The sequence below is a fragment of the Henriciella aquimarina genome (assembly GCF_002088975.1).
Classification (GTDB): Bacteria; Pseudomonadota; Alphaproteobacteria; order Caulobacterales; family Hyphomonadaceae; genus Henriciella; species Henriciella aquimarina.
This window is the reverse complement of the sequence record NZ_NCST01000041.1, coordinates 135,810-147,640: the sequence shown is the minus strand read 5'-3', so window position 1 is coordinate 147,640 and position 11,831 is coordinate 135,810. Positions and strand designations below refer to the sequence as shown.

Genomic DNA, 11,831 nt, shown 5'->3' with positions numbered 1-11,831 from the left:
AATCTCGTTCGCCTGGCGAAGCTCCTTCACTTCGCGCTCAAGCATCTTGATCCGCTCGCGCTCTTCGGTGCTTGGTCCCGCCCGCTTGCCGGCATCCCGCTCGGCCTGCGCCACCCAGCCATGCAGCGTCTGCGGCACGCACCCGATCTTGCCGGCAATCGAGACGATCGCTGCCCATTGCGACGGGTACTCCCCGCCATGCTCCATCACCATCCGAATGGCTCGCTCACGCACCTCTGGCGAGTAAGGATGTCTCTGCTTCCTGTCTGTCATAAAACCACTCTCTCAATGAAAATGGCCTCCGGCAAACCCGGCGCGGTTCAGATCGCATAGGTCATCGAGTCGATGAGATCATTGAGTAAGTCGGCGGCCGTCTGTATATGGCGCGCTCATGCAGCTGAACGAAGGCGGCTTTTAAATCCGGCCGGGGGCGACGAACGTGAAGAGTTTGCCTGTCGGTGCGTACGTCAATAACGTCGATGTGGACATAGCCAATGGGATAGACGAACATCTTCTTCGACTTGCCGCCTTCGGTGTCTGGTAGACGCGAGATGCTGTTGCGCTGTAACAGCCGGTGCGGCTCAGATGCGGAATCGAGACTTACAGGGCGTAGTGACAATTATCGAGCGTCACGAGCGTGCGTGCGGAAAGCGTCACAGCCTGCCTTTTCCGTCACCCACAGGCTCGCCGAGCACACTGATCTTGGCCCCATTGGCGCATCCTCGACGCTCTTCCGGCTCCGCCATTCGCGCACCGTCTTCGGGTCTGCGCCATTCTGTTCGACGAATTCCGCGATCGAAGCCTGCGATCGCTCTACTGCCTTGCTGACGGCGTGCGAGGTCTTGGCTCAGTTATGTAGATCCTGTCCCCTGTGGAGTCTCTCCATGATGGCTCTCCATTTATCGCGATTCCATCACTGCATGAGGCGAAATAGTAGGGACCGCAATTGCCGGTTTTAGTGACGGTACAGTTTTATCCACAAGATTATAACAAGTTGATTTAATGAAATTATTGTCTCTCTTTCATTATCGAGTGGGAATAATCGCCTCCGGGGTGTCGCCTCTCATAGGCCGTGAGGCCGGGCATATTCCGATTGGCGGCGGGCTTGTTTCGGCCTGAATATTTTCCGCAATACACCGATAACTGATTATCTGTCAGCGGATATAATTTCCTGCATGATTACTCATGACTGCAGTGCCTGCGAGGAGCGCTGGAAGCGTGTCCGGTCACCTTCTTTCACGATCCGGTTGACTATTTTCTTATATAAGTAAAAAATACCCCTCAAGAACGCTTAGAAGTTCTCATGCAGGGAGGAAGCAATTGAGAAAATACATCGTAATGGTCCTGATCCATGCCGGCGACGAGACCGAGGCGTGGACCGAATGGGCGAAGAAGCATGCGGCCGACATGATCAAGGTGCCGGGCTTCCTGACCGCCCAGGCCTTTGTGCGGCGGCGTGAATTCTCGTTCGAGCACGGCGAGGTCATTCCGACCCTGCCGCCCTATGACCTGATGACATGGTATGAAGTCGATGAAGAGGGCATGAAATTCCTCTCGACCAATGAGCGTCCCAAGGGCTCTCCGCCCATGGCCGACAGCGCGCCATTCCCGACCCCGCTCGGCGGCTATACGGGAAATGAGTATCTGTGGGAGGCGATCACGCCGGAATACCATGCTGTCCGGGAACTGCCGATCTCGAAGAAGCGCTTCGTGACGGTGCTGACCGACACGAGCGGGAACCGCGAAGATTGGCCGGAGTGGGGTGCAGACCATGTCCACGACATGATCAAGATGGACATCTTCCATTGCACCCAGGCCTTCAAGGCACTCGAGTTCAAATACGCTCACAAGGACACCGCGGAGACGCAGCCGCCCTATGACCTGCTGACCTTCTACGAGGTCAATGATCATGGCTACGATTTCCTGACGACCCATACCCGGCCGCCCGGCGAGGGCCCGCAAGCCGGCACCCGGCCTTTCCCCAGCGAACTGGGCAAGCATGTCGGGGATACCTTCATGTGGGAAGCGATTACACAGGAATATCGCCCTTCGGAGGACTGACCGTCCGGTCTTTCAGGCGGGGCCTGTTTCCACCGCTGTCACGACAGGATAGGCCGGAGTTCATGCAAGGAGCTCCGGCCTTTTTCTCGTCTGCCCCAGCGAAAATTTATAACCAAACGTTTCATCTATATGCAAAAGAGGCTAAGGACGGTCGCCTAATCTGAGGGAGAGAGGAAAAATGCGGGCAGAACCGACGGAAAAAACGCCTTACATCGTGGTCCTGGGCGGGGCGCTCAGGCCGAACTCCTCGACCGAGAAAGCCTTGCGTCTCGCCGCGGCGGCTGCCGAAAAGCTGGGCGCGAAGACAAAGGTTTTTGCCGGGCCGGCTCTCGATCTTCCCTTTTACGCGCCGGAAAAGCCGGAGCGTTCGGCCGAGGCTGAAGCGCTTGTTGCAGAGCTGCGCAAGGCCGATGGCATCATCATCGGTTCGCCCGGCTATCACGGCTCCTTCTCGGGCTACGTCAAGAACGTCCTCGATTATGTCGAGGATATGAGCAAGGACGCTGAGCCCTATTTCAAGGGGCGCGCCGTCGGGATCATTGCCACCGGCGCGGGCTGGCAGGGCGCGGTCGGTACCCTGCAGGCGCTGCGTAATGTGGTGCATGCCCTGCGCGGCTGGCCGACGCCGTTCGGCCTGGCGATCAACACGATCGAGGGCGGCTTCGACGCAGAGGGGCAGGCCTTGACGGCGAGGCTTCAGGCCCAGATCGAGATGTTGGCCGGCGAGGTGGTGGAGTTCGCCATGCAGCGCCAGGCCTGCCGGCTTGAGGATGCGGCGGGCAGCTAAAGGCCCTTGCGGGCCGGCCTAGTCCGGCGTGCCCGCCGTCTCGAAGATGATCCGCGCGAGCGCGCCCTTATCGCGAACGCCGAGCTTGGTGTAGATCGAGCGCAGGTGATGGCGCACCGTCGCCGGTGAGCGGTCCAGCTTCTGAGCCACCTCCTTGTAGGAGGCGCCTTGCGCAAAAGCCTGCGCAACGGCCTTTTCCTGCGCGGTCAGCCGGTCGACGGCCGGACGCCGCCGGGCGGTGATGATCCGCTGGTGGGCCACCCCGGTTACCGAGATCGTGATATTGTTCCTGACCATTTCTTCCCTGTCGGGGGCGGCGGCAAGATCCGTCAGCTCCTCGGGCAGGTGCGGGCCGCGCCACTGGGGCCACTCCTCACGCAGGAGTTCGGCGAAGCCCGGTTCGGCGATGTGCAGCACGCCGCGCGCATCCGAGACCGCGCTTCTGGTGTGCAGCGGGCTGGATTGCGAGATCAGCTGCTGGAGTTCCGACACCCGGCAGATCTGAAGCGTGGCTTCAAGGTGCGGGGCGAGGATCTCGATCCAGTGCCTGTCGGTCTGCGTGAAAGGGTGGTCGTCATCGCGGCGCGCAATGGCGAAGAAGCTCATCAAGCCGGTTTTCGGGTCGATCGAGCCATGACAGAGCACCTGCCGGACCCCGCCCATATGGCGCCAGATATATTCGGTCTGCGGGTCGTGGAACACGTCCCTGGCCGAGAAGATATGGGCCACGCCCGGCTGTTCGCGCAGGGCCTGGCCGACGATGTTTTGCGCATCCTTCCGGTTCAGAAAATCCACTGTGTCTTGTCCGAAATTGCGCAGGTGGGCCCCCTGGACATCGGTCTTCTCGCCGCCCACCGTGCCGATGCCCCAGATGCTCGCGTCGAAGGGAATGATGCGTGAGATTATGGTGAGGGCTTCGTCCTGAAACGCTGTGACGGCGGGGGTCCTGGCGGCGTCGTAAAGCGCCAGCAGCAGACCGGACAGTGTCTGGGCTGTTGGGACGTGCAGCTGCGCACGTGGTTCATTTGAACGACTTTGCATGCCCTTCGGGTCCGATATCATTCCTCTCAACAAAACAAGACGTATGGGAGGAATACACATGTCATTCATGCGAAATAGTTGGTATTGTGCTGGTTGGTCAACCGAGGTTGCCGATAAACCGGTTCACCGCAAAATACTCGGCGAAGAGATCGTCCTGTATCGCACCGAAAGCGGCAAAGTAATCGCGCTCGGAGACAAGTGCCCTCATAGATTTGCGCCGCTCCACCAGGGCCGAATAAAGGGCGAAAATCTCGAATGCCCCTACCATGGGCTCCAGTTCGGCGGCGACGGCAAATGCGTCTTCAACCCGCATGGCGAAGGGAAAATCCCCCGCTCGGCGAAGACGGATGCCTTCATCCTGGAAGAGCGCGGCGGGGCCCTGTGGATCTGGATGGGCGAGCCGGAAAAGGCCGATCCCGAGCAGATCATCGAGACGGAATTCCTGGCCGACAAGACCTTCGTCAGCCGGACCGGCTATCACCCGGTGGGGGGCAACTACATGCTGGTTGTCGACAACCTGCTCGACCTGACCCACGCCCAGTTCCTTCACCCGGAGACGGTGTTCGGGAAAGGCTCTGCCGACCGCTGGCAGGTCAGCAAGACCGGCAAGCCCTCGGAGGGTGGCGAAGAGGTCATGCAGGAAGTCTGGTTCGAGGAAACCGAGGACACCATGACCGCCCACCAGATGATGCGAAACAAGCCGAAGCCGCCGCTGTGGGATCCGATCGTCGACTATGAGATGACCGACCTGCACTCGTGGATCACCTGGTATGCGCCGTCCAATCTGCGTCTGACGCTCGAATTGTCCGAGCGGGGCTCGAATGAAGGCCCGGCGACGATGATCGTGATGCACTTCCTCACGCCCATCGACGAGTTCAATTGCTACTACTTCTTCGCCATTGGCTGGGACACCAATATCGAGGATCAGGAGGCAGCCGACCGCGTCCTCGGGATCGTTCTGCAGACGATCATCGATGAGGACGGCCCCATCGTCGAGGACTGCCAGGCCTATATGGGGGAGACGTCGGATCTGTTCTCGCTCCGGCCTGTCCTGCTGCCGACCGATGGGGTTGCCGTGAAGGCGAGACGGCGCCTGGAAGAGCTCATCCAGGATGAGCAGGAACAGGCGAAAGTCGCCGCGGAGTAAGCAGGCTGCAAGGGACAGGCCGGCAGCTTTTCGCCGGACAGGATGAGGAGGCTCTCCATCCGGCAGGCTGGGCGGTTTGCCGGATGGGTGAGCTAGAGGCCGGAGGCCGCCTTCCTGTCAGAACCCTTGCCAGACAGGGCAACAGGTTTCGCCTTTTCCGGCCGTCAGGAAAAAGGATGTGTGCCGAGTGCAGGGCGGGAGCTGTCTCGCCTGCGGCGCCGCATCCGCCAGTGGACTATCAAGCATGACCCTCGAATGGATGGACGTCCTCGTTGAAAAGAAATGGTTGGAGGCCGAAGACACCTATGGGCTCAGGCTGGTGGCGCCGGACGGGAGCGATCTTCCGGCGTTCAGTGCGGGGGCGCACATCAATGTTGAGATCGCCGACAAGCTGATCCGGCAATATTCCTTGATCAACGCGCCCGGCGACCGTAGCCATTACACGATCTGTATACTCAGGGACGCTGAATCGCGCGGCGGCTCCAAAGCCATCGCCGAGACGGTCCGGGAAGGCGATACGCTTCGTATATCCAGCCCGGGCAACAGTTTCGCGCTCGGGATGGATGCGCCGGACTATCTGCTCCTGGCCGGCGGGATCGGCATTACGCCGATTTTCGGCATGGCCGAGCAGCTTCTGGAAAGCGGCAAGTCTTTCGAGTTTCATTATTGCGCCCGCTCACGCGAACGCGCCGCGCTGCTCGATCTCCTGGAAAGCGGCAAGTATCAGGGGCGGATCCATTTCCACTTCGATGACGGCCCGGCGGCGCAATGTATCGATCTCGATGCGGTCATCGCGGCCAGTGCGCCCGGAACGCATCTCTATGTCTGCGGGCCGACCGGCATGATCGAGGCGGTTCAGGCCGCGGCCGGGCGTGCGGGGTGGGACCCGGCACGGGTCCATTACGAAGCCTTCCAGCCCATGACGCAGGCCGAGGAGGCGGGCGGCGCCTTCCAGGTGCGTCTGGCAAAGTCCGGGCTTGAGCTGACCGTTCCGGCCGACCGTTCGATCGTCGATGTGCTCGAGGACAATGGCATCGAGGTTCCGGTCAGCTGCGAGCAGGGGATCTGCGGCACGTGCCTCGTGGACGTTCTGGAAGGCACGCCGGATCATCGCGATTCCTTCCTGACGCGCCGCGAGCATGAGGCGAACAATGTGATGACGGTCTGCTGTTCGCGGGCGCTGACGCCGTACCTGGTTCTGGACCTGTAAGCAGGCCGGCAGGATGGCCGGTCTCGCGCGGCCAGTTATGGCAAGAAGATTGAAGTATTTCCGGCAGGGGAAGGGCAGGCGGACATGGCGAAAAGCGCGCCCGGCCCCGGATGGCTGGGCCGGAGCTGCCTCTTTACTTCGGGCAATGAATTTTCTAATGAGCAAAAATAAACCAAAAAGAGGGAGGGTCGAAGGAAACTGCGGGAGGTTGGAAAATGCCTGCTTGAGCCTCGTCGAGGCGGTTCAGCCCAGGGTGTGCGGGGCTGGCATGGGCGGTGTTTTCAGATCGGTCTTCCTGACGGTTCGCCCTTTGGCCGATGAAACATGCAGCATATCTTGCAAATCAATTCGAGCATCTTCCATGATGAGGGCGCATCGACTCAGCTGGCCAACCGGTTCGTGAAAGCCGCCAAGGAAGCTTATCCCGGCTGCGAGGTCACCGTCCGCGACCTGTCCTACAATCCGGTCCCGCATATCACCGCCGAGCGATTCGGCGCGTTCATGACGCCGCCCGAGCAGCGCACCGAGGAGCAGAACGCCGTCATCGCCATGTCGGACGAGCTGATCAACGAGCTGCGCGCGGCCGATACCGTGGTGATCGGCTCGCCCATGTACAATCTGACGGTCTCCTCGACCCTCAAGGCCTATATTGATCACATCGCCCGGGCCGGCGAGACCTTCCACTACACGCCGGAAGGCGAGGTCATCGGCCATCTGGGCGGCAAGCATGCCTACATCATGACCTCGCGCGGAGGGATCTATGAAAGAGGCATGGCCGACCCGATGACGTCGCTCCTGACGCAGTTCCTGACCATGGTCGGATTTGACGATGTGACCTTCGTCTATGCCGAGGGGCTGGCGATCAGCGAGGAAGCCCGCGCGAAGGGCATGGCCGAGGCGGAGACGGAGCTTCTGGCCCTGCTCGACAAGCGTGTTTCGGTTCAGCCCTCGTAAGTTTTCGGAGGGTTGGAAAGGAGCAGGGTGGTCCGGTGGTCGCATGAAACCGGATGTATATTCCCTGATCAGTTTCTGACCCGCGAAATTATTTGTAGGATATTAAAAAAACAATTGACGTAGGGGCGGCCTGCCCGGTAATATTGGAGCAGTCAGGGTGTCTATTATTACCCTGATGAACATGCGGGCCCGACGGGATTTTCCCGAGCTTGATCCCTCTCCCGCTCAAAAGATCACGGAGGAAAAAGCATGGCGGATACAGCAGCAACATCAGCAAACCCGATCCTGAAAGAAGGTCACGAAGACTTCGACAAGGAGCGGGAATACGCGACCCGTTCGCCCGAAGATCAGCGCCTCGACAAGATCCGGCGCGACGCGAATCCGGCACAAGGCCTGTCGCACACCGCGCTGCGCGTGAAAGATGCGCGCGTCACGACCAAATTCTACGAAGAAGTCGTCGGTCTTCCGCTTGTGCGGACCGACGTTGTCGAAAAGCTCACGGCGATGCCGCCCTATGACAAGCCTTTCGACATGATGCATTTCTTCTTCGAATTGGGCGACGGCTCGCTGCTGGCCTTCTTCGAGCTGGAAGAGGGCACCGGCCCGGAACTCCACGAGATGCCGGGCGATGCCCTGCAATGGCACTTCGCCATCCAGCTGCGCAGCGAGCAGGAAGTTCGCGACGTCGAGAAGCGCGCGAAGGAAGCCGGTATCAACTGCTTCTACATCCCGCACGATGAATCGCTGTCGCTCTATCTTGAGGATCCCGACGGCTTCATGCTGGAAGTGAACCACCACCGTCCGCACTTCGACACGCTGATCGACCCTAAAGCGGCGCATGAGCGGATCGAGGAATGGCACAAGAACGGGCGCCGCTGGTAGGCCGGTAAGCCCGGCCTGACGCCTCGCGGCCGCGCATAGGCCGCCGTTTCAAAACGTAAGGAACTGTAAGCTGCCGCGACCGGGTCGCGGCGGCATACAGGGGGAGTGTATCATGGGAGTATGGGGCCCGCAGAACAAAGATGGCGCGTTCATCTTCACATTCGACAATCTGGGCGAGCCCGGCGAGATCGAGCAGGGCGTGTGGCCCAAGGATGAGCCTTTCGGAAACCATCCGAGCGTGTTCAAGACGCTGCCCTTCATCCTGGATGTGCTTCGCCGCAACGATTTCAAGACGACCTTCTTCGTTGAGGGCTGGACGGCGGATCGGTATCCGGACGCTGTGGAATCCATCGCGAAGGATGGCCATGAAGTCGCCTGTCACGCCTATTGCCACGAAACCTGGTACAGGCTCTCGGAGAGCGACCAGGAAGCGCTCCTGACCAAGGCGACCAAGGCTTTCACAAAGATCGGCATCCAGCCGACCGGCTTCCGCATGCCGGGCGCGATCAGTTCCGAGTTCGCCGAAAAACTCGCCTTGTCCATGGGCTATCGCTACGTCTCGCCGGTTGGCGGCGTGGCCGGAACGCGCAATGGGCTCGGGATCATCCCGGTGGCGCTGAAGGCGGTCGACATTGCCTATTACCTGCCGGTCGTGGCCGGTCACTTTGCGCACCCCGACGTCGATCCGGATGCCCCGGACTGGGAGCGCATGATCGACGGGTTCCGCCGCACGCGGGAAGACACGCTGGCGGCCAAGGATTGCCAGTCGCTGACCTGCCACGTCACGACGCCGCTCAACACGCCGGAGCGCGAGGCCGCGTTCGAGAAGCTGGTGGTCGATCTCAAATCGGATGAGCGGGTCTGGTCGCCGACCATGGGCGAAGCCGCCGAGTGGATGCTGGCGCAGCCGGAAAAATTCCCGACGCCTGAGATGCGCAAGTTCGGGGACGACTTCGACCCGACGGCGATGAACGACACTTTCCGCGAAAAGGCTGCCGACAGTCTCAGGCAGTGAGGCTGGCTTGGCTTTACCGCGCCCCGGGGGACAAAGGGGCAGGAGGACAGGACACAAATTTTACGAAAGGGGACAATTTCCTCAATGTTGAATTAGGCGGCCGCTTGGGGCCGCGCCTCGTTTCGCCAGGGCGCTTCCATGCCTTTCCAGGGCAGGGGGTAGATGCCCTGACTGGATCGGAGTGATGCAGGTAAACAGGCCTCACGGCGTGTGGAAATCATATAGATTTTCTCGCATTTTGAGGTTTTGCCTATTTGACATCCTTTTCATATTGGGGAAGAGTTTCGACAGTATTCGGCGAGTTTCGCCAAGAAAAAACGACAAAAAATTTCGCTCCTGAACAAATCGGGGGCTTCAGGTTTCGCGTGCCAGATAGCTGCAAGGTGCGGGAAGAGGGAGGAAAATATGAAAAAGCAGACTGACTATACACCACAAATGCGCCTTGCTGGGTGCATCGGCGCTCGCGCTTTCGGTCGGCATGGCCCATGCCGAGACGGAAACCGCCGGGGCCAGTGCGCCGCCAGCCGAAGGCACGCAACTGGCTCAGGCCGATCCGATGCCGACGGCCGGCGAACAAACTGGACAGGATGTTCAGGATGAAGAGTCGACTCTCGGCGCGGTCATTGTGACGGCCCGCCGGCGCGACGAACGCCTGCAGGATGTGCCGATTGCGGTCTCCGCCATCACCGGTGCCCAGGCCGACCTGATCGGTGTCGACAGCACCGATCTGCTGACGGTGGTGACCCCGTCGCTGGATTTCGGCCAGCAGCCTTTTGCCGCCATCCCGTTCCTGCGCGGTGTCGGCTCTTCGTCAGGCGGGGCCGGCTTTGAGTCGCCTATCGCGATTTACGTGGACGATGTCTATTATGCATCGCCGAACGCCAAGCTCTTCACGCTGGACAATATCGAAAGCGTGCAGGTGCTGAAGGGGCCGCAAGGCACGCTGTTCGGCCGCAATGCCACCGGCGGTGTCATCCAGGTGAAGACCAAGCAGCCGGAGTTCAAACCGTCCGGCAAGGTCACAGCCGGCTATGCCAATTACGACACGATCTCAGGCAGCTTCTACGCCACGGGCGGGCTGAGCGACAATATCGCGGCGAACATCGCCGTCTCCGGCAGCGACCAGGGTGAAGGCTATGGTGAGTCTGTCCTGACGGGCGTCGAAACCCAGAAGAGCAAGGACTGGAACATTCGCGCCCAGATGCTGATCAATCTGAGCGAAAAGACCAGCGTGAAGCTCGCCGCCGACTATTCCGACTCCGAGTCCGACATGGGCGCCAATCTCGGCGTGCTGCCCGGCTCGGTCGGCATTGGCGGCACGACCTTCTCCGGCGAGTACAACACGGCGACCGACGGCAACGATCTCGTGGAGATCCAGCAGGCTGGCCTCAGCATGCACGTCAATCACGAGATGTCCTTTGCCGATCTTGTCAGCGTCAGCGCCTACCGCAACACGGAGATGAACACGCTGCTCGATCAGGATGCCAGCCCGATCACTTTCTTCACGCTGGATCTCGATTCCCCGACCAAGACGTTCTCGCAGGAATTCCGCCTGGTCTCGAACACGGACGGGCCTCTGGAGTGGGTGACGGGGGTGTATTACCTCAACGCCATTTCCAAGTACGACCCGGCCACGCTGACGGGCATCATCTTCGACCCGGCCTCGATCGGCGACGAGTCGGCGGTCTACCAGTTCGAGGACAAGCAGACGCTGAACTCCTATTCCGGTTTCGCGGAAGGGACGTATCGCTTCCTGCCGGATACCAGCCTCACGCTCGGCATTCGCTACACGCTGGATGAGTACGAATTCGAATCCATCGAGCAGACGATCCGCTCAAGCGTTGTGCCGGAATTCGATGTCCCTGGCGGGGAGTTCACCCTGGAGGATGACTTCGACAAGTTCACCTATCGGGCGATCCTGGATCACAAGTTCACCGACGACATCATGGGCTACGCCTCCTACAGCCGTGGCTTCAAGAGCGGCGGTTACAATGTGGCCGAGCCGGGCACGGCGGATACGCAGGCGGCGGTGCGGCCGGAAGTGCTGGATGCCTATGAGATCGGTCTCAAGACGTCCCTGATGGAGAACCGGCTGACCTTCAACATTGCCGGTTATTACTATGATTACAAGGATCTGGCCGTCAGTATCACCCGGCAGGGCTCACTGTTCGTGATCAATGCGGCGGCCGCCGAGATCAAGGGCGTCGATGCCGATTTCGTCTTCTCGCCCATGGACGGGCTGCGCATTGCCGGCGGCATCGGCTATATCGACAGCGAGTATTCGGAATTCCCGAACGGGCCGACCTATACGCCGAATCCGAACCCGCCCTTCGGCTTCATCGTCGGTTCGGCCGATCTGAGCGGCAACGAGACCCAGCGTTCGCCTGAGCTCACGCTCAGTGTGGCGCCGAGCTACACTTTCCGGGCCGGGAATGGCGCGGTCACGCTGGCGGCCAGCTACTACCACAATTCCGGCTATTACTCCGACCCGGAGAACCGGCTGGAGCAGCCAAGCTATGAGCTGGTGAATGCCTCGCTTGGCTATCAGTTCGACAATGGGCTCGGCATCCGGCTCTGGGGCAAGAACCTGACGGACGACCGCTACTTCACCTTCCTGCAGGGCGACTTCTTCAAGGACCCGGCGGCGTATGCGCCGCCGCGCACCTACGGCATCACCCTGTCGAAGGAATTCTGATGCACTTGCGCCCCGGACGATTGATCGCCGGGGCGCTTT

Annotated in this window: 10 protein-coding genes; 8 read left to right on the top strand and 2 right to left on the bottom strand. The window is 60.4% G+C overall.

Features of this window, described 5'->3' with window-relative positions; genetic code table 11:
* The coding region (locus B8784_RS07035) for a transposase (protein WP_143435342.1) at positions 1-273 on the bottom strand (273 nt) is incomplete at its 3' end.
* Between the two features lie 1,047 nt (positions 274-1,320).
* On the opposite strand from B8784_RS07035, the gene B8784_RS07030 reads away from it, so the two are divergent.
* Positions 1,321-2,061, top strand: coding sequence for a hypothetical protein (locus tag B8784_RS07030; protein ID WP_143435341.1), 741 nt, complete (start codon positions 1,321-1,323; stop codon positions 2,059-2,061).
* Between the two features lie 178 nt (positions 2,062-2,239).
* Positions 2,240-2,848, top strand: a complete 609-nt coding sequence (locus B8784_RS07025; protein ID WP_084396884.1) for an NADPH-dependent FMN reductase — start codon at positions 2,240-2,242, stop codon at positions 2,846-2,848.
* A gap of 18 nt (positions 2,849-2,866) precedes the next feature.
* Here the strand turns inward: B8784_RS07025 and B8784_RS07020 are convergent, their stop codons facing one another.
* Positions 2,867-3,889, bottom strand: a complete 1,023-nt coding sequence (locus B8784_RS07020; RefSeq protein ID WP_158085618.1) for a helix-turn-helix transcriptional regulator — start codon at positions 3,887-3,889, stop codon at positions 2,867-2,869.
* 58 nt (positions 3,890-3,947) lie between these two features.
* Between B8784_RS07020 and B8784_RS07015 the strand changes: the two genes are divergently transcribed.
* The 6 genes from B8784_RS07015 (at position 3,948) to B8784_RS06990 (ending at position 11,792) form a co-directional block, all read left to right on the top strand.
* Positions 3,948-5,036 carry an aromatic ring-hydroxylating dioxygenase subunit alpha gene (locus tag B8784_RS07015; RefSeq protein ID WP_158085617.1) on the top strand — a complete coding sequence of 363 codons (1,089 nt, stop codon included), beginning with the start codon at positions 3,948-3,950 and terminating at the stop codon, positions 5,034-5,036.
* A 244-nt stretch (positions 5,037-5,280) separates the two neighbouring features.
* Positions 5,281-6,246 carry a PDR/VanB family oxidoreductase gene (locus B8784_RS07010; RefSeq protein WP_084396881.1) on the top strand — a complete coding sequence of 322 codons (966 nt, stop codon included), beginning with the start codon at positions 5,281-5,283 and terminating at the stop codon, positions 6,244-6,246.
* A gap of 324 nt (positions 6,247-6,570) precedes the next feature.
* The gene (locus B8784_RS07005) at positions 6,571-7,200 is read left to right on the top strand and encodes an FMN-dependent NADH-azoreductase (RefSeq protein WP_084396880.1); all 630 of its coding nucleotides are present in this window, start codon (positions 6,571-6,573) and stop codon (positions 7,198-7,200) included.
* Between the two features lie 249 nt (positions 7,201-7,449).
* A complete protein-coding gene (locus B8784_RS07000; RefSeq protein WP_084396879.1) occupies positions 7,450-8,082 on the top strand; it encodes a VOC family protein in 633 nt (210 codons plus the stop codon).
* A gap of 112 nt (positions 8,083-8,194) precedes the next feature.
* A complete protein-coding gene (locus B8784_RS06995; RefSeq protein ID WP_084396878.1) occupies positions 8,195-9,097 on the top strand; it encodes a polysaccharide deacetylase family protein in 903 nt (300 codons plus the stop codon).
* A gap of 442 nt (positions 9,098-9,539) precedes the next feature.
* Positions 9,540-11,792 carry a TonB-dependent receptor gene (locus B8784_RS06990; protein WP_084396877.1) on the top strand — a complete coding sequence of 751 codons (2,253 nt, stop codon included), beginning with the start codon at positions 9,540-9,542 and terminating at the stop codon, positions 11,790-11,792.
* Positions 11,793-11,831: the final 39 nt, after the last annotated feature.

Coding starts and splice junctions, on each gene's coding strand:
- B8784_RS06995 (WP_084396878.1), top strand. CDS start 8,195: ATGGGAGTATGGGGCCCGCAGAACAAAGATGGCGCGTTCATCTTCACA.
- B8784_RS07010 (WP_084396881.1), top strand. CDS start 5,281: ATGACCCTCGAATGGATGGACGTCCTCGTTGAAAAGAAATGGTTGGAG.
- B8784_RS07015 (WP_158085617.1), top strand. CDS start 3,948: ATGTCATTCATGCGAAATAGTTGGTATTGTGCTGGTTGGTCAACCGAG.
- B8784_RS07020 (WP_158085618.1), bottom strand. CDS start 3,889: ATGCAAAGTCGTTCAAATGAACCACGTGCGCAGCTGCACGTCCCAACA.
- B8784_RS07005 (WP_084396880.1), top strand. CDS start 6,571: ATGCAGCATATCTTGCAAATCAATTCGAGCATCTTCCATGATGAGGGC.
- B8784_RS07025 (WP_084396884.1), top strand. CDS start 2,240: ATGCGGGCAGAACCGACGGAAAAAACGCCTTACATCGTGGTCCTGGGC.
- B8784_RS07000 (WP_084396879.1), top strand. CDS start 7,450: ATGGCGGATACAGCAGCAACATCAGCAAACCCGATCCTGAAAGAAGGT.